The organism is Agromyces sp. CCNWLW203 (assembly GCF_036576125.1).
Taxonomy (GTDB): Bacteria; Actinomycetota; Actinomycetes; order Actinomycetales; family Microbacteriaceae; genus Agromyces.
In genome coordinates this window covers 184,202-206,792 of record NZ_JAZHYX010000005.1, presented here as the reverse complement: position 1 = coordinate 206,792, position 22,591 = coordinate 184,202, and the positions used below count along the sequence as shown (strand labels likewise).

The following is a 22,591-nucleotide window of genomic DNA, read 5'->3' as shown; positions in this document are numbered from 1 at the left end:
CGGGACCGGCCGTCGCTGTACTCCTGTGTCAGCGCTCAGCGCCTCAGAAGGACGCCGGGATCACTCCCGTGTCGGTCTGGTAGCCGACCACCGGTGCGTGCGGGATCTCGTCCCAGCGCGCCGGGTCCTCCTGCTGCACTTCACCGGTCGCCATGCCGACGAGCAGCTCCTGCAGCGCGAGCACGTTCTGCTTGATCGACTTGCCGCGCGCCTTCTGGCCGAGGCTGCTGTCGCTCGTGTTGCCGCTCGTCTCGAAGAAGATCGCCGGGTTGCTGTGGCCCTCGGGGTTCAGCCCGTCGTGGTCGAGCCCGAGCATCATGGCCGAGACCACGCCGCCCTTGATGTCGATCTCGATGCCGCGGCCGACGTCGTACCGGTCGATGTTGATGTAGCCGTACTTCGAGAGCTCGTCGAAGACGTGCACCTGCATCTGACGGGTGAGCACGTCGTACGCACCGCCCTGGATGCCGGGGAGCGTCGGCCCGCCCGGGGCGAGGGAGACGCCGAGCGAGAGGGTGACCTCGTCGCCGTCGCCGCGCTCGGTCTTCAGCCCCTGGTGGTGGATGTCGATGGCAAACGCGGGGTCGACCATCGTCCAGTACTCGTAGAAGGCCTCCGACTCGGCGGCCTCGAACTTACCGACGCCCCAGTCGCGGTTGAGGTCGATCCGCTTCTCGGTGCCGTCCTGCAGCACGGTGTGACGGATGTTCAGCTCGGACCCGTCGGGGTTGTACATCGGGATGACGTGGAACGTGTAGGTCTCGCGCAGCAGCTGCCACTCGGGCGACCCGTTGGCGGCGAGCTCCTTCAGCACCGCGAGCAGCGATTCGGTGCCGTAGGGCTCGTTGCCGTGGATGCGGCCCTGCAGCCAGACGGCTTCGGGGCCGTTGCCCACGGTCGCCACGTAGAGGTCGCGACCGGTCTCGGAGGTGTTCACCGCGGTGCCGGCTTCGGCGAGCGTGAAGGTGTCGAGCCCGAAGCGGGAGGTGGCCTCGAGCTTGTCGAGTTCGGCGACGAGGTCGGCGTAGTCGGCGATGCTGGCGGTGTTGGTGTTGCCGTTCGGCGACGGGAAATTGGCGTCGGCGAGGGCCGGGGAACCCGCGGCGAGCGGGGCGGCGAGCGCGAGCGCTGCCGCGGCGGCGAGCGTGATCGAGCGTCGATTGCGTGATGGAGAGCCGTTGGTCATGTTCTTCTCCTCTGCGAGATGGCATGGCGCGAATGCGACACGAATCCGAGGGAGTCGATGCGACCGTTTCCCCCGAGACGTATTCGGAGCCTAGGGATCGCAGACGCCCGGGCTCAAGAGGCGCGCGTCCAAATTGTTGAACGATTCAGACCCGTTCGTCCCGGGTTCGGGCGCGCGATTCCGCGCCCGGTCCCAACCGGTTATGCTGCGCCCGGCGAGTCGACGAGCTCGTCTTCAGCGGTACTCGGGGTTCGCCTCGAAGCCGGAATGCTCGCCGGCGTCCCATTCGCCTCGCAGGTTGCCGCCGACCGGAAAACCGCCCGCGTCCTTCAGGAGCCGCGCGAGGTGCAGCAGGTTGTAGGTCATGAAGGTCGTGTTGCGGTTGGTGAAGTCGTTCTCGGGTCCGCCGGAACCGGGGTCGAGATAGCTCGGGCCAGGGCCCGCCTCACCGATCCAGCCGGCATCGGCTCCGGGCGGAACGGTGTAGCCGATGTGCTGCAGGCTGTAGAGCAGGTTCATCGCGCAGTGCTTGATGCCGTCTTCGTTGCCCGTGATGATCGCGCCGCCGACCTTGCCGTAGTACACGTACTGGCCGCGATCGTTGAACTCGCCGCTCATCGAGTAGAGCCGTTCGACGAACCGCTTCGTGACCGAGGCATTGTCGCCGAGCCAGATCGGCCCGCCGATCACGAGGATGTCAGCGGCCTCGACGAGCGGCCAGACGTCGCCCGGCCAGGCGTCGACCGGCCAGCCGTGCTCGCGCATGTCGGGGTAGACCCCGGTCGCGACGTCGAGGTCGACGAATCGCAACGTGTCGACGTGCACGTGGCGCTCGCGCATGAGGGCGATGCTCGCATCCATGAGTCCCTGAGTGTTGCTCGGCTCGGGACTTCGTTTCAGCGTGCAGTTGACATAGAGGGCGCGCAGGTCTGAGAAATCCGGGAACTCGGACATGGCGCCTACGCTACTCGCGGGCCGCATCGGTCGACAGAGCCGGGTGAGGTCGGCTGGGCCGAGCCGTCCACCACGGCCGGCACGGCCCGCAGCGCCTCACCTCCGCCCGGCGAGCATCTTCTCCTGCGTCGGCCGCGCGTCGACTCCGCTCCGGCGCGGCCAGTACGACAGTGCGCGCTCGGCCATCGCGGTGATCGTCAGCGACGGGTTCACGCCGGGGTTCGCCGGCATCGCCGCGCCGTCGACCACGTGCAGCCCCGGGTGGCCCCAGACGCGGTGATACGTGTCGACGACCCCGTCCTCGGGCGCACCCGAGACGACGGCCCCACCCAGGAAGTGCGCGGTGAGCGGGATGCCGAAGACCTCGGGCCACGAGCCCCGTGCGGCCGCCGGAACGCCGCCCGCGGCCTGCAGGCGCGCGGCGATCGCTTGCGCCGCGAGGTGCGCACCCGGCAGGTGGCCGGGGTTCGGCTCGCCCTCGCCCTGCGCGCTCGTGAGCACCAGTCGACCGAAGCGGCGACGTAGCGAGAGCGTGAGCGAGTTGTCGACAGTCTGCATCACGAGCGCGATGATCCCGCGCTCGCTCCAGCGATGCAGCGAGCTGAGACGAAGGGTGGCGATCGGATGCCGCAGCGCACCCCCGATCAACGCCCCGAGCCGTACGTGCAGCGGGCGGCCACCGGGCACGAGCGTCGTCGCGAGCATGCCCATGAGATTCGATCCCGGTCCGTACCGCACGTTCTCGACGTGCGTGCGCTCGTCGACGTGGAACGAGGTGGTGATCGCGACGCCGCTCGCGAGCCCGAGGCCCTCGGGTACCGAGACCGCGACGGCGCCGTCGAGGGCCTCGGAGTTCGTACGCGTGAGCCGGCCGAGCGCATCGGGCAGTCGCGGCAGGGCGCCCGACTGCTTCATGCGGTGCAGGAGCTGTTGCGTGCCCCACGTGCCGGCGCCGAGCACGACCTGCTCGGCGGTCACCGTGCGGCGATCGCGGCCGAACCAGGCGCCGCTCCGCACGGTGGTCACGTCGAAGCCGCCGCCCGGGCGCTCACGCACCTCGACGACGGTGCGGAGCGGCTCGATCGTCGCGCCGAGCCGTTCGGCGAGCGCGAGGTAGTTCTTCGCGAGCGTGTTCTTCGCGCCGACCCGGCAACCGACCATGCAGTTGCCGCAGAGCGTGCACCCGGTGCGGTCGGGGCCATCGCCGCCGAAGAACGGGTCGGGCACGGTCTCGCCGGGGCGGCCGAACCAGACGCCGACGGGCGCCCGCCGGAAGGTGGCGCCGACGCCGAGGTCGTTCGCGGCATCCGCCATGATCTGCTCGACCGGGCCCGAGTGCGGGTACTCGGCGACGACGCCGAGCATGCGCCTCGCCGTCGCGTAGTGCGGGGCGAGCTCTGCCTGCCAGTCGGCGAGGCCCCGCCACTGGCGGTCGTCGAAGAACGCCGGGCCGGGCTCGTAGAGCGTGTTCGCGTAGTTCAGCGACCCGCCGCCGACCCCGGCGCCCGCCAGCACCATGACGTGCGGCAGCTTGTGGATGCGCTGCACCCCGAAGCATCCGATCGCCGGTGCCCAGAGGTAGCGCCGCAGGTTCCACGAGGTCTTCGCGAAGTCGGCGTCCTCGAAGCGGCGACCCGCTTCGTAGACGTGCACCCGATACCCCTTCGAGGCGAGGCGAAGCGCCGCCACCGAGCCGCCGAAGCCCGAGCCGACGATCACGACGTCGTGGTCGAAGCCGGTCATGCTGCGAGCTCCTGGGGTTCGCTCGTCGCCGCGACCGCCACGGGCACGAGCATCGTGAGCGCGCCGGCCACGACCCGGATGCGGGCGCGTCCGGCGCCGACCCGCTCGCCGTCGGCGTAGACGACGAGGCCCGGCGCATCGACCTCGACGAGTGACGACCGTACGGTCGTCACCTCTGGTCGATCGACATGCGTGCCGCGGAGCAGCAGCGGGAAGAGGCGCACGAGCTTCAGCCGCCCGAGCGGCGCGACGTGCGTGACGTCGAGCAGGCCGTCGGCGGGGTCGGCATCGGGGCACACCGGCATGCCGCCGCCGTAGCTGCGCGTGGAGCCCACGGCGATGAGGGTGCCCGGCATGGCGAGCGCCGCGCCCCCGTCGAACGCGACCGAGAACGGCATCGGGCGCAGGCGGGCGAGCTCGATGAGGAGCGCCACGTAGTAGCGGAGGCGCCCGCGGGGCCAGGTGAGCCGGTTCGTGCGCTCGCTGACGTGCGCGTCGAACCCGAGCGCCGCGACGGTCAGGAAGTGCGCGACGCCCGCCGACGACTCCACCTCGCCGACGTCGATCGCGCGGGGCGTGCCGTTCAGGGCGAGCTCTGCGGCCGCCGAGGCGGCGTCGGATGCCTCGAACGGCAGGCCGAGCGCGCGGGCGAGGTCGTTGCCGGTGCCGGCCGGCACGAGCGCGATCGGCACGCCCGAGCCGACGACGGCGCTCAGCACCGAGGAGAGCGTGCCGTCGCCGCCGACGACCACGAGCGCTCGCGGGCGGCTCGCAACGGCCTCGCGCGCCAGCCGACGGGTGTCGTCGACCGAATCGCCCGTGAGCACGCGCACATCGTCGGCGAGTGCCTCGAGGCGCTCGACGGCCCGGGCCGCGGCAGCAGCACCGCGACCACGCCCCGAACTGGGATTGACGAGCACGACGATGTGCCCGGTCATCTCAGTTACTCCAGGGTTCGGGAGCCGCGACGCTGCCTGCGGCGACCACGGGCTCGAGGAGCGCACCCGGATTCATGACGCCGGCCGGGTCGAGCTCGGCCTTCACCGCGCGGAGGATCCGCAGGCCCACCGGGCCGATCTCCCGCTCGAGCCAGGCGGCATGATCGCGGCCGACGCCGTGGTGATGGCTGATGGTGCCGCCGCCCGACATGATCGCGTCGTTCACCGCGGTCTTCACCGGCTCCCATGCGGTGAGCTGGTCGCCCTTCACCCCCGCGAGAATCGTGAAGTAGAGCGCAGCACCGGTCGGGTAGACGTGCGAAACGTGGCAGAGCACGAGCGACTTGGCGTGCTGCAGGGCGAAGCCGCCCGTGATCGCGGCGGTGACCTCGCGCTTCAGCCGCTCGAGGTTCGACCACGTGGTCGCGGTCTCGAGGGTCTCGCAGAAGACGCCGTGGTCGAGCAGGGCGTCGCGCAGGTACGGGGCGTTGAATCGGCCGTGCACCCACTCCTCGGCGGCGGCGGGCCCGGCCGAGACGCCGCCCGCTTCGCGCAGCACCTCGGCCGTGCGGGCCTGCCGCTCGGCCGCGACCTCGGCATCGCCCTCGAAGATCGTGATCGCGCTCGCGCCCTTCGCGAGCGCCTTGCCGATGCGCCCGACCTGGGCGAGCGAGACTCCGGTCTCGGCCTCGTCGGAGAGACGGATGATGGTGGGGCCGGTGCCGAACTGCGCGACCCGGCGCAGCGCGTCGGCGCCCGCGGCGAAGTCGGGGAAGGTCCAGGCCTCGGCCAGGCGCGCCTCGGGCGCGCGGTGCACGCGCACCCGCACCTCGGTGATGACGCCGAACGCCCCCTCCGACCCGAGGAAGAGCCGCAGCAGGTCGGGGCCGGCGGCCGAGCCCGGCGCGCGCCCGAGGTCGAGTTCGCCGGTCGGGGTCACGACTCGGAGGCCCGTGACCATCGCATCGAAGCGTCCGTTGCCCGCGGAGTTCTGGCCCGAGGAGCGCGCTGCGGCGAACCCGCCGATGGTCGCATAGCGGAAGCTCTGCGGGAAGTGCCCGAGCTCGAACCCGTGCTCGCCGAGCAGCCGCTCGGCCTCGGGGCCCGTCGTGCCGGCGAGCAGCACGGCCTCGCCGTTCGTCTCGTCGAGGGAGCGGAGACCGGTGAGTCGGCGCAGGTCGAGCGCGATCACCGCCTGGTGCATGCCGCGCTCCGGGTCGAGCCCGCCCACGACGCTCGTGCCGCCACCGAACGGCACGACGGCGATGCCGCGAGTGCCCGCGAGTCGCAGCACCTCGACGATCTGGGCATGGTCGGCCGGGGAGACGACCGCGTCGGGGGCATCCTGTCGGCGGGCGCGCCGGCGCAGCAGGTCGGGCGTCGAGCGCCCCCCGGAGTGTCGGATGCGCGACTCGTCATCAGTCGCGACCTTCGCCTCGCCGACGATCTCGGCGAGCGCGGCCCGATCGGCTGCATCCAGTGCCGACGGCGCGAGTTCGACCTCGTCGAGCGCCGCGGCGGCCTCGGGCTTCGGAACGCGCCCGAGCATCACGGGCAGCAGTGCCCGCACCGCGAGCGGCAGCTCCTTCGCCTTCACAGGGTCGCCCCAGCCGTTCCACCGCATCTGAGCGGATGTCTCGTCGCCCGCGCTTGCGGCAATGGGTGAAGCGTCTCCGTCGACCATGCGTTACAGTGTGACACATCATGGAAGATCGTCAAGCACTCCTGCTCGACCGGCCCGTCTGGGACGAGGCCGAGACACGCATGCTCGACGCGGCCGTCGAGCTCATCGCCGTGCGCGGGGTGGGCGGGGTCACTGTCGCAGAGGTCGCCCGCAACGCGGGGGTCAGCCGCCCCACGGTCTACCGCCGCTGGGCGAGCGCCGACGAGATCGTGCGCACGGCACTGCTGCGCGCCACCGTCTCGCTCATCGAGCAGTTCCCCGAGCCGGCGCGCTCACGCGAGCAGATCGTGCGCGATGTGATGCGCTTCTCCGAGCTGTTCCGCACCGACCCGGTCTACGGGCGCCTCCTCGAGCGCGAACCAGAGGTCTTCACCCGGTACACCCTGCAGCGCATCGGCCAGAGCCAGCGGGTCATCCTGCAGTGGCTCGCGACCGCGATCGAGCTCGCCCAGCAGGGCGGCTCGGTACGCGCCGGCACACCGAGCGACCTCGCGGTCATGCTCCTGCTCATCGCCCAGTCGGCGATCCTCTCGCACAACACCGTCTCCGACCTCATCGACGAGCCGCATTGGAGCAGCGAACTTTGGCACGCACTCGACGGACATCTGCGTCCCTGACCACGGACGTGGCCGGCCCCGGCCCAGCGCACTCCCCCGCGCTGAACGGCAGCCGCCGGTCACATGAGCTCGATGCGCTCGCCGCGCGCAGCGAGCCGGTCGACCTGCTCGTCATCGGCGGCGGCGTCACCGGCGCGGGCGTCGCGCTCGACGCCGCGAGTCGAGGACTGTCGGTCGTGCTCGCCGAGGCGCACGACCTCGCGTTCGGCACGAGCCGCTGGAGCTCGAAGCTCGTGCACGGCGGGCTGCGCTACCTCGCCACCGGCGACATCGCCGTCGCCCGCGAGAGCGCCGAAGAACGGCACATCCTGATGACGCGCGTGGCGCCGCACCTCGTGCGGAGCCTCCCCCAACTGCTGCCATTCGTGCCGTCGGTCTCGGCGAAGCAGCGCGTGTTCGGCGGCATCGGCATGGGCATGGGCGACGGGCTGCGCATGCTCGCCCGCACGCCGGGCACGGTGCTCGCGCACCCGCGTCGCATCGGCCGCGACGAGGCACTGCGCCTCGCCCCGGCGCTGCGATGCGAGGGCCTCAGGGGCGGGGTGCTCTCGCACGACGGCCAGCTCGTCGACGACGCCCGACTCGTCGTGGCGCTCGCACGCACGGCCGCCGCCTACGGGGCGAGGGTGCTCACGCGCGTGCGCGTCTCGAACGCCGATGCGGGCGGCGCAACGCTCGACGACACGCTCGGCGGCGGCTCACTGCGCGTGCGTGCTCGCGTCGTCGTCAACGCGGCCGGCGTGTGGGCGGGCGAGCTCGACCCCGGCATCAGCATGCGCCCGAGCCGCGGCACGCACCTCGTGCTCGACGCCGCGGCGCTCGGCCACCCGACGGCCGCCCTCACCGTGCCGCACCCGGGATCGATCAGCCGCTTCGTCTTCGCGCTGCCGCAGCAGCTCGGCCGGGTCGTCGTCGGTCTCACCGACGAGGATGCCCCCGGACCCGTGCCCGACGTACCGCAGCCCCAGGCCTCCGAGATCGACTTCCTGCTGCGCACGGTGTCGTCGGCCCTCGAGCGCCCGCTCGGCCGCGACGACGTTCTCGGCACCTTCGCCGGGCTGCGTCCGCTGATCGACACGGGCGGCGACGGCTCGACGGCCGACATCTCGCGCCGGCATCATGTCGCGGTCTCGGAGGCGGGGCTGCTCAACGTGCTCGGCGGCAAGCTCACGACGTACCGGGCGATGGCGCGCGATGCCGTCGATCTCGCCTGCCGGCAAGCCGGGCTCACCGATGCCGGCTGCCGCACGGCGATGCTCGCCTTGGTGGGAGCGCCCGGCTCGGCGGTGCCGGTCCAGGGCTCACGGCCGGCCGCGGTCGCCCGCACCGAGTTGCCCGCCTCCCTCGTGGCGCGCTTCGGCGCCGAGGCATCCGCTGTGCTCGACCTCGCTCGCTGCGCCGACCCGGCCGAGCGCATCGCACCGGGTCTCGACGTCACGCGAGCCGAGATCGAGTTCGCGGTGCTGGCCGAGGGAGCACTCGATGTCGACGACGTGCTCGATCGGCGCACCCGCATCGGGCTCGTCGCGGCCGACCGGGAGCGGGCGCACGATGCGGTCGCCGAGATCGTCGAGGAAGCGCTCGCGCGGCAGTCGAGATGACGCATGCGAACGGGCCCGGATGCCACGCGGCATCCGGGCCCGTCGGGCAGGTGTCGACTACGCGGCGGCGCCGTCCGTGTCGGCGGCTGCCGTCGCGTACGAGGCGCGCAGCACGGCGCCGAGGCCGGCGTCGACGTTCGTCCAGTACTGGAAGAAGCGCTCGCGGATCTCGTCGATCGTGATCGAGGCCGCCTGTCCGGCGAGCGTCGCCTGCAGACGCAGCTTCGCCTCCGCCGAGTAGACCTCTCGGTAGAGCGTGCCCGCCTGGCCGAAGTCGCTGTCATCGGCGCGCAGTGTGTACGCGGCGCGCACGAGCTCGCCGTCGCTCTCCCAGCCGCCCTCGGCCGCGACCTCGGGCGACGCCACGGGGCCGCCGAACGAGTTCGGCGCGTAGGCCGGCGTGCTCGGCGCGTTGAATCCGTGACGCTGCGCACCGTCTTGCGAGTAGTTGGCGACGGATGCCGCGTGCGGTGCGTTCACCGGAATCTGGTTGTAGTTCGTGCCCACGCGGTAGCGCTGCGCATCGGGGTAGCTGAAGACGCGCGCCATGAGCATCTTGTCGGGGCTGATCGCGATGCCGGGCACGGTGTTCGCGGGCGAGAACGCCGCCTGCTCGATCTCGGCGAAGAAGTTCTGCGGGTTGCGGTCGAGGGTGAGCGTGCCGACCGGGATCAGCGGGTAGTCGGCGTGCGGCCACACCTTCGTGAGGTCGAACGGGTTGAAGCGGTAGGTCTTCGCGTCGTCGTACGGCATGACCTGCACGTGCAGGTCCCACTTGGGGTGGTTGCCGGCCTCGATCGCCTCGTGCAGGTCGCGGCGGTAGTAGTCGGCGTCGGCGCCGGCGATCGCCTCGGCACTCTCGGCGTCGAGGTGCAGGTCGCCCTGCTGCGAGCGGAAGTGGTACTTCACCCAGAACTTCTCGCCCTCGGCGTTGATCCACTGGTAGGTGTGCGAACCGAAGCCGTGCATCTCGCGCCACGACTTCGGCAGGCCGCGGTCGCCCATGAGGTAGGTGACCTGGTGGGCCGACTCGGGCGAGAGGGTCCAGAAGTCCCACTGCATGTCGGAGTCGCGCAGGCCCGAGCCGGGCAGGCGCTTCTGCGAGTGGATGAAGTCGGGGAACTTGATGGCGTCGCGGATGAAGAACACCGGGGTGTTGTTGCCGACGATGTCGTAGTTGCCCTCAGTCGTGTAGAACTTCACCGAGAAGCCGCGCACGTCGCGCCAGGTGTCGGGCGAGCCCTGCTCACCCGCGACGCTCGAGAAGCGCAGCAGGGTCTCGACGTTCGAGCCGGGCTGGAACACCGCGGCACGCGTGTACGCCGAGACATCCGCCGTCACCTCGAAGGTGCCGAACGCGCCGCCGCCCTTCGCGTGCACGATGCGCTCGGGGATGCGCTCGCGGTTGAACTGGGCGAGCTTCTCGACCAGGTAGCGGTCGTGCAGCACCGTCGCGCCGTCGGCGCCGATCGTGAGGGAGTGGGCGTCGCTGGCGACCGGGGTTCCGGTCTGCGTCGTGGTGGGCGTGGTCGTCGGTTCCGACATGGCGTCCTTCTCTCGTCGTGTTTTCTCTGGGATCGCCGGCCGGAGCCGACGGGGCGCAGGTAGGGAAGCGCCCGAGTTCTGGGTGCGCCGGATCGGCCCGGCGCGGCATTGGTGCTCGAAGTGCGGGTTGGGGTGCGGTGCGTGAACGCCGGCGGTGCCGGCTCAGCTCGGCTCGCCGCTCGCGCTGCAGTCGGGACAGAGGCCCCAGAAGGTGACCTCCGCCGTCGCGATGCGGAAGCCGTGCGTCTCGCTCGGGGTCAGGCACGCGGCCTCGCCGACGACGCAGCCGACGTCGAAGACCTTGCCGCACCCCGTGCAGACGAGGTGGTGGTGGTTGTCGCCGACCCGGGTCTCGTAAAGCGCCGGCGAGCCGGCCGGCTCGATCCTGCGGAGCAGTTCGGCCTCGGTGAGCGCCCCGAGCACGCCGTACACGGCCTGTCGCGACGTCGTCGGAAGCACCGCGGCGACCCGCGTGTACACGTCGTCGGCATCGAGGTGCTCGCCCGGGCGGAACGTGTCGAAGACCGCCAGTCGCGACTCGGTGACCTTCAGCCCCGCGGCGCGAAGGCGGGCGACGGCCTGCTCGCGTTCGTCGGTGGCGTTCTGGCTCATGTCTCGAAGCTAGCAGTTGTATTGAATTTGTCAAAACAACCGAGGGCCCCTCAGGGCCGGCTGGCGCGGGGTGCCGGATGTCGCGGGGTGACGGATGTCGCGGGGTGACGGATGTCGCGGAGACGACGGATGCCGCGATGATGGAGGGATGACCGCCGCCGCGCCCCTCTCTCCCGAACTCGACGCGACGTTGCGCGAGATCTTCGACCGCCGCGACCGCGGGAACATGCAGCCGACGATCGACGAGTTCCTCGCCGTGCTCGCGGCCCACCCCGGCGACCCGTACGTGCTGTACGAGGTCGGCGGCTCGTACGACACCGCGGGCGAGGAGGAGACGGCGCTCGGCTACTACGAGCGGGCGATGGCCGCCGGCCTCGCGGGCGACGCGCTCCGCCGCTGCCTCCTGCAGTACGGCAGCACCCTGCGCATCCTCGGGCGGCTCGACGACTCGCTCGCCGCACTCGACCGGGCCCTCGCCGACTACCCGGAGTCCGAGTCCGTGCGCCTCTTCCACGCGCTCGGCCTGCACGCCGCCGGCCGCAGCGACGCCGCCGTCGGTGAACTGCTCGCCTTCGCCGCCGACACGGTGCGCACGCCCGACGTGCTGCGGTACGAGGCCGCGCTGCGCGGCAACGCCGCATTCCTGCTCGGGCTCGACGCGCAACGCGACCGGGCGTGACGGCCGGCGTTGGATGGCCCGGGCGTGTGCAGCGAGCGCCGACGTAGGCTGGGATGGACCGCGAACCGAGCAGCAGAGGAGCAGACGTGGCGACGACGACCGCAGCACCGCAGGCCACCGTCGGCCAGGTGATGGCCGACCTCGCCGCGCTCGAAGACCCGAAAGCCCGGGCGGTGAACGAACGCCACGGCGACGACCACGGCGTGAATCTCACGAAACTGCGTGCCGTCGCCAAGCGCGTCGGCGTCCAGCCCGAGCTCGCCCGCGAACTCTGGTCGACGGGTGACACCCCCGCCCGCCTCGTGGCGCTCCTCGTCAGCCGCCCGAAGCAGTACGACGCGGCCGAGCTCGACGCCATGCTCCGAGAGGCGCGCGTGCCCAAGGTGCACGACTGGCTCGTCAACTACATCGTCAAGAAGAACCCGCACGTCGAAGAGCTGCGCGTCGCCTGGTTCGACGACACCGACCCGGTCGTCGCGAGTGCCGGGTGGGCGCTGACCACGGCGCGCGTCGCGAAGTCGCCCGACGGCCTCGACCTGCCGGGCCTGCTCGACCTCATCGAGTCGCACATGAAGCAGGCGCCCGACCGCCTGCAGTGGGCGATGAACGAGACCCTGGCGAACATCGGTATCCACCACCCCGAGTACCGTGCTCGCGCGCTCGAGATCGGCGAGCGCCTCGAGGTGCTGAAGGACTACCCGACCCCGCCGAACTGCACCTCGCCGTTCGCGCCGAGCTGGATCAACGAGATCGTGCGGCGGCAGACCACCGGCTGAACAGGCACGCGGGGGCTCCGGGGCTCAGCGCTCGGTGCCGCGCTCTGTGGGCTCGGGCAGCACCCAGCGCTTCGGGCGATCGTCATCGGCCGGCTCTGAGCGACCACGGAGGTAGAACATCACGAGGGATGCCGCGATGAGCGCGGTGCCGAGCGGCAGCACGAGCTGCCGGATGATGTTCAGTGCGAGTTCGAGAACCAAGAGGGCCGTCTGGCCTGCCTCGGGCTGCGTCTGCAGCGAGACGGCCGAGTACATGAGCTGCGGCACGACCAGGATCAGCAGCGCACCGCCCACCGAGAGCCCGATCCCCCACCACAGCGTTCGCTTGGGCATGCTGTCCCGCATCGGACCTCCTCGTTCGGTTGCGCCACGCTATCAAGGAATGTCCGCGATGGACATGGCGGTTCCGAGCGGCGCGGATGCCGCGGCATCCGCTCGCTCGACGGCGCTCAGACGACCGTGCTCAGACCGCGGCGCTCAGTACTGCAGCAGCGAGAAGATCTCGTAGCGGTCGCCGAGCGCCTCACGGCCGCCGAGTCCGTCGAGTTCGAGCGCGACCGAGATGCCCGCGACCTCCCAGCCGGCGCGCTCGACGAGGCGGGCCGCGGCGCCGACTGTGCCACCCGTGGCGAGCACGTCGTCGACGATGAGCACGCGAGTGCCCGGCGGCAGCTCGCCCTCGTGCACCTCGAGCGCGGCCGTGCTGTACTCGAGGGCGTACTCCTCATGAAGCACGGCACGGGGCAGCTTGCCTGCCTTGCGCACGGTCAGCACGCCGGCACCGCAGATCGCCGAGGCGGCGCCCGCGATGAGGAAGCCGCGTGCCTCGACCCCGCCGATCACGTCGAACCGGCCGGCGAAGGGCTCGGTCAGCGAGGTGCCGAGCGCGTGCAGCGCCGGACCGCTCGCGAACACGGGGGTCAGATCGCGGAAGGTGACGCCGGGTTGGGGGAAATCGGGGATCGACGCGATGAGGCTCGAGACGAGCTCGCGTGCAGACTGCTCGGACACCGGGCAAGGCTATCGCGCTCCCCTGAGGGTCGAGCTCGGCGCGCTCTGCGGGTTGAGCTTGTCGAAACCGGGGTGGTTTCGACAGGCTCAACCCGCAGAGGATCCATCGTTCGTTCGATGCGCCCGCTCAGCCGCGACTGCGAGGATGGAATCATCCCCCGAGCTCTGGAGCATCCGTGTCACCGAAACGCCTCTACCGCGCCCTGGCCTTCGCCGAGGCCGTCACGTGGACGATCCTGATCGTCGCGATGATCCTGAAGTACGCCGCGGGCGTCGAGTGGGCGGTGCTGGTCGGCGGGTCGATCCACGGTTTCGTGTTCCTGTCGTACGCCCTGACCGCCGTCATCGTCGGCGTCAACCAGCGCTGGAACCTCGGCCGCATCGCCTTCGCGGTGCTCACCGCGATCGTGCCCTACGCGACCATCCCGTTCGAGCTCTGGCTCGTGCGCAAGGGACACCTCGAGGGCGACTGGCGCCGCGAGAAGACCGACCACCCGGCCGACTCGAACTGGGTCAACGGGATGCTGCGCTGGTTCCTCGCGCGCCCAGTGCTGCTCGTCTCGCTCGCGGTCGTCGGCATCGTCGTCGTGTTCGCGGGCCTCCTCGTGATCGGTCCGCCCGGAGGCCGCGAAGCCTGATCCGGCCGAACCCGTCGGTCAGCGGCGCACGCGGTTGACGAGCGCCGTCCAGACGAGCGCGGTCGTCGAGACCACGAGCAGCCCGACGAACACCCACGGGAGGCCGCCGAGGCCGATCACGCCGAAGAGGATGGCGCCGAGGAGCGCGCCGCCGCCGATGCCGGAGTTGAATGCGGTCGTGTAGAAGGATGCCGCAGCGTCGCGGATGCGCGACGACGCCGAGTGCAGCAGGCGGGTGTTGAGCATCGGCGGGAGCGCTCCGAACGCCGTGCCCCACAGCAGGAAGCAGGCGATGCCCACGCCCGGCACCTGCGGGAAGAGCGCGAGCCCCGCGACGCCGAGCGTCGTCGCGACGAGCGCGACCACGAGTCCGACCGTCGGGCGACGGCCGAGCACAGTGCCCGCGAGCAGCAGTCCGACCGCGCCCGCGATGCCGTAGGCGAGCAGCATGGGGCTGATCGCGCTCGGTGCCATGCCCATGACGTCGGTGATGAACGGCGCGACGTAGGTGTAGAACGTGTAGGCGCCGACCATGGTGACCGCGGTGATGAGGCAGACGACGATCACCGGCACGAACGTGGCGTCGCTGCGCAGGCGGATGGGCGCGGCATCCGCTTCGCCCGCGTGGTGGCGCACCGGCGGCAGGAAGCGCCAGACGAGCAGCGCGCCGAGCAGTGTCAGCGCGCCGATACCGGCGAACGCGAGCCGCCAGCCGAAGGCCTGCCCGAGCGCGGTGCCGAGCGGCACGCCGAGCACGAACGCGAGCGAACCGCCGGCGACGCTGATCGACACGGCGCGGGCGAGCTGCTCCTTCGGCACGAGGTGGCCGGCGTAGGCGCCGACGACCGACCAGAAGAGCCCGTGTGCGGCGCCGCCGAGGATGCGGGTCGCGAGCACGGTGCCGTAGTTCGGCGCGACGGCGGTGAGCACGCAACTGATCGCCAGCACCGCGAGGGAGATGACGATGAGCGTGCGCCGCGGCACGCGCTTCGTGAGGCTCGCGAGCGGCACGGTGAGCACGACGACGGTCGCCGCGAAGACCGTGACGAGCAGGCCGATGAGCGGTTCGCCGACCTCGAGCTCGCGGCTCATGTCAGGCAGGAGACCCGTCGGGATCATCTCGATCGTGACCGAGAGGAAGACCGCCGCGGCGAGGACGATGAGCCCGAGCCACGGGAAGGGCGGCATCACGGCGGGTGTGGAGGACGTGGAATAGAAGGGAGTGGACGGCGTCATGGGAATACCTGAATGAAGGGCGTTCCCGCGGACGGCGGGGCGGGGCTCCGCGAATGGCCGACGGCGGGTCGACTGCGCGCTGTGTGCGCGCCCAGGGCCGCCGAGAATGCGACGACCACTCAGCATTCTATCGGCTGGGTGGCGCGAGCGGGCCGGAGACTCCATCGGCGTAGCGGGCAACGAGTGCGGCGGCGCGCCCGCCGAGCGCGGTGCGCAACGACGGCGGAGCCAGTGCTTCAACGTCCGTGCCCAGCTGCCACAGTGCCCACTCGGCGTGCCGAAGATCTTGGAAGGTCACCTCGACTCGCACCCAGCCGTCGGCGTCGGACTCCTCGGCGCGGATCGCCACAGCGGTATCCAGCAGCTCCTCACGACGGCTGGGCGCCACCCGAGCCTGCACGGTGAGGTGACCGTCCGCCAGGAACCGCGCGCTGCGCTCTCGCCAGATGCGGTCGAGGTCGACCTGACTCGGTCGCTCCGCCGACTCCGGCAGCCCGACCGCGTCCGAGATCCGTGACAGTCGATACGTGCGATCCTCGCCGGCGGTCATGGCCAGCAGGTAGCCCCGGCCACGCACCGTGACCAGGCCGATCGGATCGACGGTGCGCCACGTCGGCTCCCGGTCCACGGCCGTGTAGTGGATCCGGAGCTTGCGTCCGGCGAGCACGGCTCGGCGGACCTCGCTCATGGTCGCGCGCGCCACCTCCTCGGTCTGGCGCCGGCGCGACAGCAGATCCGTCTCGGGTTCGACGAGGATGCGCCGGGCGGCGTCGCTCGCGGTGACCCGATCGCCCTCTGGCAACGCATCGACCACCTTGCGCATGGCCGAGGAGAGTGCCGAGCCGAGTCCGAACACCTGCTCGCCGTGGCCGGATCCGGCCGTCAGCACGGCGACCGCCTCGTCGTGGCTCAGCCCGGTGAGCTCGGTGCGGAACCCGGGCAGCAGTTCGAACCCGCCGTACCGGCCACGTTCGGCGTAGACCGGCACGCCGGCGGTGGACAGCGCTTCTATATCGCGCAGCACCGTGCGCGTGGAGACCTCCAGCTCGCGGGCCAGCGCGTCGGCGGTCAGCCGTCCCCGCTGGCGGAGCAGCAACACCAGTGAGACCAGGCGGTCGGCGCGCATACGGAAACGCTATCCGAATACATGACCAGAGATGTCGTGATTCATCGGAAGGCTCGAAGGGTAGGCACTCCCCAACGAGTCGAATGGAGCAGAAGTGACGATCGAACGAACGGCGATCAACCCGGTGGCATGGTCGGTGGCGATGGGATTCAACCAGGGCGAACTCGTCTCCGGGCACGCACGCACGCTGTACTGCTCCGGGCAGACCGCGATGGGCAGCGACGGCACGCCCCAGCACGACGGCGACATGGCGGCCCAGTTGGCGCTGAGCCTCGACAACCTCGAGGCCGTGCTCGGCGGGGCCGGCATGTCCCTCGAGAACCTCGTGCGGCTGAACGTCTACACGACCGACGTGGACCTGCTGTTCCCGCACTACGGCGTACTGGCATCGCGGCTGGGCGCCGCCGGCGTCGCGCCGACCACCACGATGCTCGGGGTGACCCGGCTCGCGATCCCCGGCCAGATGGTCGAACTCGAGGCGACCGCCGTGGCATGACGTGAAGTCGCCGAACCGCTGCTCGTTCCAGTCGGATCGGGGCGAGCAGCGGAGCGGCCACCACGGGCATGCTCACGTGAGCGGGCCGGTAGACTTCTGGGGTCAGGCATTCGCCCCGCGGCATCCGCCCGCCGCCGTTCTCTGGAGCTCGCCACTCGTGACCACTGAAGCAACCGCCTCCCCCGCTGCTCCGACGACTCCGGTGCTCGACACCGTCGAGGTCGCCGCGACCACTCCCGAGAAGGAGCAGCCGTACGCTGCCCTCGGCCTGAAGCCCGACGAGTACGAGCGCATCCGCAACATCCTCGGCCGTCGCCCCACGAGCGCCGAGCTCGCGATGTACTCCGTCATGTGGAGCGAGCACTGCTCCTACAAGTCGTCGAAGATCTACCTTCGCCAGTTCGGCAAGAAGGTCACGCCCGAGATGAAGAAGAACCTCATGGTGGGCATGGGCGAGAACGCGGGCGTCATCGACGTCGGCGAAGGCTGGGCGGTCACGTTCAAGATCGAGTCGCACAACCACCCGAGCTACATCGAGCCGTTCCAGGGCGCGGCCACCGGCGTCGGCGGCATCGTGCGCGACATCATCTCGATGGGCGCCCGCCCCGTCGCCGTCATGGACGCGCTGCGCTTCGGCGCGATCGACCACCCCGACACGGCGCGCGTCGTGCACGGCGTCGTCTCTGGCATCAGCTTCTACGGCAACTGCCTCGGCCTGCCGAACATCGGCGGCGAGACCTGGTTCGACTCGGTCTACCAGGCGAACCCGCTCGTGAACGCCCTCGCGGTCGGTGTCATGCGCCACGAAGACCTGCACCTCGCCAACGCGAAGGGCGCCGGCAACAAGGTCGTGCTCTTCGGCGCCCGCACGGGCGGCGACGGCATCGGCGGCGCGTCGATCCTCGCCTCCGACAGCTTCGACGAGGGCGGCCCGACCAAGCGCCCCGCGGTGCAGGTCGGCGACCCCTTCGCCGAGAAGGTGCTCATCGAGTGCTGCCTCGAGCTCTTCGCGGGCGACCTCGTCGAGGGCATCCAAGACCTCGGTGCGGCCGGCATCTCGTGCGCGACGTCGGAACTCGCAAGCAACGGCGACGGCGGCATGGCCATCGTGCTCGACGACGTGCTACTGCGCGACCCCACGCTCACGCCCGAAGAGATCCTGATGAGCGAGAGCCAGGAGCGCATGATGGCCATCGTGCGCCCCGAGAAGCTCGACGGCTTCCTCGAGGTCGTCAAGAAATGGGACGTCGAGACGAGCGTGCTCGGCGAGGTCACCGACACCGGCCGCCTCTCGATCATGTGGCACGGCCAGGAGATCGTGAACGTCGACCCGCGCACCGTCGCCGTCGACGGCCCGGTCTACGAGCGCCCCGTCGCCTACCCCACCTGGATCGACGCGCTGCAGGCCGACACGGCCGCGAAGCTCGACCGCCCGGCGACGCCCGAGGAGATCCGCGCGCAGTTCCTGCAGCTGGTCGGCTCGGCGAACCAGGCGGATGCCGCGTGGGTCACGAACCAGTACGACAAGTACGTGCTCGGCAACACGGCCCTCAGCTACCCCGACGACGCCGGCATGGTGCGCGTCGACGAGGAGTCGGGCCTCGGCGTCTCGATCGCGACCGACGCCAACGGCCGCTACTCGCAGCTCGACCCGCGTCAGGGCGCGAAGCTCGCCCTCGCCGAGGCGTACCGCAACGTCGCCGTCTCGGGCGCGGTGCCCGCCGCCGTCTCCGACTGCCTGAACTTCGGCTCCCCCGAGAACCCCGAGGTCATGTGGCAGTTCTCCGAGACCGTCGAGGGCCTGAGCGACGGATGCCTCGAGCTCGGCATCCCCGTCACGGGCGGCAACGTCTCGTTCTACAACCAGACCGGTGACGTGCCGATCCACCCGACGCCGGTGATCGCCGTGCTCGGCGTGATCGACGACGTCGCCCGCCGCATCCCCTCTGGCTGGCAGGACGACGGCCACAACATCTACCTCCTCGGCGACACCGCGCTCGAGCTCGACGGCTCCGCGTGGGCCGGCGTCGTGCACGGCCACCTCGGCGGTCGCCCGCCGGCCGTCGACCTCCCCGGCGAGAAGCGTCTCGCCGAACTGCTGAACGCCGCGGCGATCGAGGGCCTCATCGACTCGGCACACGACCTCTCCGACGGCGGCCTCGCGATCGCCCTCGCCGAGGCGGTCGGCCGCTTCGGCCTCGGTGCCCGCGTGGTGCTCGACGAGGTCGCCGGCGACGCCGGCATCGACCTCGCCACCGCGCTCTTCTCCGAGTCGACGGGCCGCGTCATCGTCACGGTGCCGCGCGAAGACGACGTGAAGTTCCGTGGCCTCTGCGACGGGCGCGACTACCCGGTGCGTCGCATCGGCGTGACCGACGCGACATCCGGGGCCCTCGAGGTTCAGGGTCTCTTCACGGTCTCGATCGACGAGCTGCGCGGCATCAACCGTGCGCCGCTCGCCGACGCGTTCGGCCCCATCGTCGGATACTGAACCCACCGCCGGTCGAGTAGCGAAGCGTATCGAGACCCCGTGACCGAGCAGCAGTCGTACACCGAGGCGTACGCGGCATCCCATGGTCGCTTCACGGTCATCCCGGCCGCCTACGTCCTGCTCCGGCGCGGCGACGAGGTACTGCTGCAGCTGCGCCGCGGCACAGGCTACTTCGACGAGCACTGGGCGTGCGGCGCGGCCGGCCACGTCGAGCAGGGCGAGTCGCTGCTCGCCGCTGCGGCACGCGAGACCCGGGAGGAGCTGGGGGTCGAGCTCGACGAGTCGGCCCTCACGGTGCTGACCGTCATGCACCGCACGGGCGGCGCACCGCACCGGGCGATCGAGGAGCGCATCGACGTCTTCTTCAGCGCGACGGCATGGCACGGTGAGCCGAGTCTCATGGAGGACAAGGCCGTCGAGCTCCGCTGGTTCCCGCTCGACGCGCTGCCGGAACCCGTGGTGCCGCACGAGCTGGCGATTCTCGAGGCGCTGCGCGACGGCACCCTCTCCCCGATCACGCCGTACGGGTTCTGACCGTGTCTCCCGATTCGTGGCCTCTCGCGCTCATTTGGGTGCCGGTCGCACTGCTCGCGGTCGCGATCGTGGTCGGCATCGTCGTGCGCTGGTTCCGCGCGCCGCAGGGAACGCGCTCGCGTCTGCGGCATGCGCTCGGCCCGGTCATGAGCGCCGGCGAGAAGTACCAGGAGCTGCACACCGGGCAGCGCGGACTGCAGGACTCGATCATCGAGTCGATCCAGGAGCAGGAGTCACAGGGCTCCGAGCGCGGCACCGGGGACGACGACCGTCAGAACACGACGAGGCCGACGAGGTAACTGAGCCCCATCGTCGCGACGCCGATGCCGATCGTTCGGCGAAGCGCCCGGGGCACGGAGGTGCGCGCCGAGAGGGCGATGAGCACGCTCCTCACGGCGAGCGAGATCAGGGTCGCGGTCGCGACCGCCCATTCCTCCCATGCCGCCGGATACGCGAGCAGCATGATGAGCGGAAGCAGCGAGCCCGTGGCGAGCGCCGCCGCGGCGGCCAGCGCCCCGAGCACCGGTCGCGAGCGCGGCATGGGTTCGTCGATGCCGTGCTCGGCCTCGAGCTGTGCCCCCACCGCGTCGTGGGCATGCATCTGCCGCGCGACATCCGTCGCCAGATCGCGATCGACGCCGCGCTCGACGAAATGCGCGGCGAGGTCGTCGAGATCGTCGCGCGCATCCTCACTGAGGTCGCGCTCGGTCTCGGCGATGAGCGCCCGTTCGGCATCGCGCTCGGCGGCGAGCTCGGCGTACTTCGCTCCGAAGCCCGCGACCGATCCGGCGACGAGTGCCGACAGCGAGGCCACGAGCAGGGTCGTGCTCGAGGCGCCGGCGCCCGCGAAGCCGAGCAGCACGCCGGCGGTGCCGATGATGCCGTCGTTCGCGGCGACGGCGAAGTCGCGCGCGGCATCCGATCGGTACCACCGCATGCGTCCTCCCCTGCCGCCGTTCACCCATTCTGGCGTGCGGGCGAGCGGATGCCGCGTGCATGGCGGTAGCCTGTCGGCACTGGCCGGCACAACGACCGACCACCGAGGAACGGAGCACGGCGATGGACGGCATCTTCGTGTGGAACCTTCTCGCACTCGTCGTCGGCGTCGCCTACCTCGCCGCCATCGTCTGGGTCGTGTCGCTGATCTTCCGGAGCGACGAGCTGAACGAACTCGAGCGCTGGGTCTGGGTGATCGCGGTGATCTGCTTCCCGCTCGTCGGCTCCATCGTGTGGTTCGCCGCCGGGCCGCATCCGTTCGGCATCCGCATCAGCCGCGACCTGCGGTAGCCGTGCGCCCTGTAAGGTGCGCGTGTGAGTGCGTTCGACCCCGAAGATGATCTTGGCCAGGACCTTGCCTTCCGCCTGCTGTCAAACAGTCCAGTCACCCTGTTCTTTCGACGACATGTGTTGGAGGAGACCTCCCAGTGGTTGGCCGAGCGCGGGTATCAGATGGTGTTTCTGGACGCGTCGACCTGGTCTGCCGAGGAAGATCTTCATCGGGATGTCTCCGAAGCACTCGGCTTTCCCGATTACTTCGGCCACAACCTCGACGCGCTGAACGACTGCCTGCGGGACGTCGTCCGCCAGGAGTTCGGATGGAACCCCGACGCGACTGGGTTTGTGCTGGTGTTCACCGGATACGACGAGTTCGCCGGGAGCTGCGCACGGCCCGCCCAGGTCGTGCTCGATCTCCTTGCGCAGCACTCTCGTGTCGCCGCGGTGTTCGGACGAAGGATGATCTGTCTCGTGCAGAGCAACGACCCTCGAATCAGCTTCGACGCCGTTGGTGCGGTCCCCGTAGTCTGGAACGACGAGGAGTGGCTCGACGCACGTCGTGATGGGTGATTGCCCCTCCGAGGCACTCGACTCGATGCCCTCCGAGATCCGCATCACCTGCGACCTCCCGTAGGCCTAGGCACCCCCGACCAGAGTGTCGCCCACTGCTCGCCGGTGAGCCGGCTCGGCAGCACGTCGGCGGTGACGCCGACGGTACCCAGCAGCTCGCGAACCCGCTCCGCGGACACCGGCCGCGACGTGCGACGGAGGATCTGGGCGAGCCCGCGCCCCTTTCCGCGGTAGACCTCGGCGACGAAGGCCTGGTACGCGGTGCGGTCGGCGTTCGGCACGAGCGGGTCGCGACGGCGTTCGATCGTGAAGACCCCACCGTCGACCGACGGCGCCGGCTTGAACGCCCGCGCGGGCACTCGCTCGTGCAGGCGGAACGTGAACCACGGGTCCCACTGGGCGGTGAGCAGGCTCGAGCCGCCGACCCCGCAGCGGCGCCGCGCGACCTCCCACTGGGTGAGCAGGATCGCGTCGGTCCAGTGCCCGCGGGCGAGGAGCGAGCGCATGATCGCCGTGGTGAGGTGGAAGGGCACGTTGCCGACGACGACGTAGGGAGTCGAGGGATACCGCCATGCGAGCGCATCGGCCTCGACGATCGCCACGTCGGCGTCGTGCTCGAACGCACGACGGAGGGAGTCGGCCCGGCGCCCGTCGATCTCGAGCGCGGTGAGCGGCCGGCCGAGCCCCGCAAGTTCGCGCGTGATCGCGCCGCTGCCGGCGCCGATTTCGACGATCGGGCCGCGAGTGGCGGCCGCCAGAGCGACGAACCCGTCGACGACCCGGCGATCGACGAGGAAGTTCTGGCCGAGCTCCTGACGGCCGCCGAACGCGGGCCGAGCGTGCGCCGACGACGGAATCGGCGCCCGGTGCGAACGGGCG

The 22,591-nt window shown here is 70.8% G+C and carries 24 protein-coding genes; 11 read left to right on the top strand and 13 right to left on the bottom strand.

Annotated elements, in window-relative coordinates; translation table 11 throughout:
- Positions 1-43: 43 nt before the first annotated feature.
- The 5 genes from VPH61_RS13145 to VPH61_RS13125 all read right to left on the bottom strand — a co-directional run bounded on the left by VPH61_RS13145 (position 44) and on the right by VPH61_RS13125 (position 6,505).
- A complete protein-coding gene (locus VPH61_RS13145) occupies positions 44-1,186 on the bottom strand; it encodes a M14 family zinc carboxypeptidase (protein WP_332063953.1) in 1,143 nt (380 codons plus the stop codon).
- Between the two features lie 234 nt (positions 1,187-1,420).
- Positions 1,421-2,140, bottom strand: coding sequence for a flavodoxin family protein (locus VPH61_RS13140; protein WP_332063952.1), 720 nt, complete (start codon positions 2,138-2,140; stop codon positions 1,421-1,423).
- Positions 2,141-2,236: 96 nt separating this feature from the next.
- Entirely contained in the window at positions 2,237-3,883 is a 1,647-nt protein-coding gene (locus VPH61_RS13135; RefSeq protein ID WP_332063951.1) for a GMC family oxidoreductase, read from the bottom strand.
- Complete coding sequence (locus VPH61_RS13130; protein WP_332063950.1) at positions 3,880-4,821, bottom strand: diacylglycerol kinase; 942 nt, start codon at positions 4,819-4,821, stop codon at positions 3,880-3,882. The genes VPH61_RS13135 and VPH61_RS13130 overlap by 4 nt, the downstream gene beginning before the upstream one ends.
- Position 4,822: 1 nt before the next feature.
- Positions 4,823-6,505: an FAD-binding oxidoreductase gene (locus tag VPH61_RS13125; protein WP_332063949.1), complete on the bottom strand. Its 1,683-nt coding sequence runs from the start codon at positions 6,503-6,505 to the stop codon at positions 4,823-4,825.
- Positions 6,506-6,525: 20 nt separating this feature from the next.
- Between VPH61_RS13125 and VPH61_RS13120 the strand changes: the two genes are divergently transcribed.
- Positions 6,526-7,122, top strand: a complete 597-nt coding sequence (locus tag VPH61_RS13120; protein WP_332063948.1) for a TetR/AcrR family transcriptional regulator — start codon at positions 6,526-6,528, stop codon at positions 7,120-7,122.
- Between the two features lie 8 nt (positions 7,123-7,130).
- Complete coding sequence (locus tag VPH61_RS13115; protein WP_332063947.1) at positions 7,131-8,723, top strand: glycerol-3-phosphate dehydrogenase/oxidase; 1,593 nt, start codon at positions 7,131-7,133, stop codon at positions 8,721-8,723.
- Positions 8,724-8,780: 57 nt separating this feature from the next.
- Here VPH61_RS13115 and VPH61_RS13110 read toward each other — a convergent pair whose 3' ends face one another.
- Both VPH61_RS13110 and VPH61_RS13105 read right to left on the bottom strand, forming a co-directional pair.
- Complete coding sequence (locus tag VPH61_RS13110) at positions 8,781-10,268, bottom strand: catalase (protein ID WP_332063946.1); 1,488 nt, start codon at positions 10,266-10,268, stop codon at positions 8,781-8,783.
- A 162-nt stretch (positions 10,269-10,430) separates the two neighbouring features.
- Positions 10,431-10,880: a Fur family transcriptional regulator gene (locus VPH61_RS13105; RefSeq protein WP_332063945.1), complete on the bottom strand. Its 450-nt coding sequence runs from the start codon at positions 10,878-10,880 to the stop codon at positions 10,431-10,433.
- Between the two features lie 148 nt (positions 10,881-11,028).
- Here VPH61_RS13105 and VPH61_RS13100 point away from each other — a divergent pair, with 148 nt between their 5' ends.
- Positions 11,029-11,559 (top strand): tetratricopeptide repeat protein, encoded by a 531-nt coding sequence (locus tag VPH61_RS13100; RefSeq protein ID WP_332063944.1) that lies wholly within the window; start codon positions 11,029-11,031, stop codon positions 11,557-11,559.
- Positions 11,560-11,690: 131 nt separating this feature from the next.
- Positions 11,691-12,335 carry a DNA alkylation repair protein gene (locus tag VPH61_RS13095; protein ID WP_332064106.1) on the top strand — a complete coding sequence of 215 codons (645 nt, stop codon included), beginning with the start codon at positions 11,691-11,693 and terminating at the stop codon, positions 12,333-12,335.
- Between the two features lie 24 nt (positions 12,336-12,359).
- Here the strand turns inward: VPH61_RS13095 and VPH61_RS13090 are convergent, their stop codons facing one another.
- Together VPH61_RS13090 and VPH61_RS13085 are read right to left on the bottom strand one after the other, a co-directional pair.
- Positions 12,360-12,680 (bottom strand): hypothetical protein, encoded by a 321-nt coding sequence (locus tag VPH61_RS13090; RefSeq protein ID WP_332063943.1) that lies wholly within the window; start codon positions 12,678-12,680, stop codon positions 12,360-12,362.
- Positions 12,681-12,812: 132 nt separating this feature from the next.
- Entirely contained in the window at positions 12,813-13,346 is a 534-nt protein-coding gene (locus VPH61_RS13085) for an adenine phosphoribosyltransferase (RefSeq protein WP_332063942.1), read from the bottom strand.
- Between the two features lie 176 nt (positions 13,347-13,522).
- On the opposite strand from VPH61_RS13085, the gene VPH61_RS13080 reads away from it, so the two are divergent.
- Positions 13,523-13,984 carry a DUF3817 domain-containing protein gene (locus tag VPH61_RS13080; RefSeq protein ID WP_332063941.1) on the top strand — a complete coding sequence of 154 codons (462 nt, stop codon included), beginning with the start codon at positions 13,523-13,525 and terminating at the stop codon, positions 13,982-13,984.
- Positions 13,985-14,002: 18 nt separating this feature from the next.
- On the opposite strand, the gene VPH61_RS13075 is transcribed toward VPH61_RS13080, so the two are convergent.
- The gene (locus VPH61_RS13075; protein WP_332063940.1) at positions 14,003-15,220 is read right to left on the bottom strand and encodes an MFS transporter; all 1,218 of its coding nucleotides are present in this window, start codon (positions 15,218-15,220) and stop codon (positions 14,003-14,005) included.
- Between the two features lie 127 nt (positions 15,221-15,347).
- Positions 15,348-16,346, bottom strand: coding sequence for a helix-turn-helix transcriptional regulator (locus VPH61_RS13070; protein WP_332063939.1), 999 nt, complete (start codon positions 16,344-16,346; stop codon positions 15,348-15,350).
- Between the two features lie 100 nt (positions 16,347-16,446).
- Between VPH61_RS13070 and VPH61_RS13065 the strand changes: the two genes are divergently transcribed.
- The 4 genes from VPH61_RS13065 to VPH61_RS13050 all read left to right on the top strand — a co-directional run bounded on the left by VPH61_RS13065 (position 16,447) and on the right by VPH61_RS13050 (position 20,166).
- Entirely contained in the window at positions 16,447-16,842 is a 396-nt protein-coding gene (locus tag VPH61_RS13065) for a RidA family protein (protein WP_332064105.1), read from the top strand.
- Between the two features lie 157 nt (positions 16,843-16,999).
- A complete protein-coding gene (gene purL / locus VPH61_RS13060; RefSeq protein ID WP_332063938.1) occupies positions 17,000-19,333 on the top strand; it encodes a phosphoribosylformylglycinamidine synthase subunit PurL in 2,334 nt (777 codons plus the stop codon).
- A 39-nt stretch (positions 19,334-19,372) separates the two neighbouring features.
- On the top strand, positions 19,373-19,867 hold the full coding sequence (locus VPH61_RS13055) for an NUDIX hydrolase (RefSeq protein ID WP_332063937.1): 495 nt from the start codon (positions 19,373-19,375) through the stop codon (positions 19,865-19,867).
- Between the two features lie 2 nt (positions 19,868-19,869).
- Positions 19,870-20,166 (top strand): hypothetical protein, encoded by a 297-nt coding sequence (locus VPH61_RS13050; RefSeq protein WP_332063936.1) that lies wholly within the window; start codon positions 19,870-19,872, stop codon positions 20,164-20,166.
- On the opposite strand, the gene VPH61_RS13045 is transcribed toward VPH61_RS13050, so the two are convergent.
- Positions 20,139-20,804, bottom strand: a complete 666-nt coding sequence (locus VPH61_RS13045; protein ID WP_332063935.1) for a VIT1/CCC1 transporter family protein — start codon at positions 20,802-20,804, stop codon at positions 20,139-20,141. The genes VPH61_RS13050 and VPH61_RS13045 overlap by 28 nt on opposite strands.
- A gap of 122 nt (positions 20,805-20,926) precedes the next feature.
- Between VPH61_RS13045 and VPH61_RS13040 the strand changes: the two genes are divergently transcribed.
- On the top strand, positions 20,927-21,154 hold the full coding sequence (locus tag VPH61_RS13040) for a PLDc N-terminal domain-containing protein (RefSeq protein WP_332063934.1): 228 nt from the start codon (positions 20,927-20,929) through the stop codon (positions 21,152-21,154).
- A 24-nt stretch (positions 21,155-21,178) separates the two neighbouring features.
- Positions 21,179-21,712, top strand: a complete 534-nt coding sequence (locus VPH61_RS13035) for a barstar family protein (RefSeq protein ID WP_332063933.1) — start codon at positions 21,179-21,181, stop codon at positions 21,710-21,712.
- Positions 21,713-21,756: 44 nt separating this feature from the next.
- On the opposite strand, the gene erm is transcribed toward VPH61_RS13035, so the two are convergent.
- The gene (gene erm, locus VPH61_RS13030; protein WP_442879102.1) at positions 21,757-22,569 is read right to left on the bottom strand and encodes a 23S ribosomal RNA methyltransferase Erm; all 813 of its coding nucleotides are present in this window, start codon (positions 22,567-22,569) and stop codon (positions 21,757-21,759) included.
- Positions 22,570-22,591 lie beyond the last annotated feature (22 nt).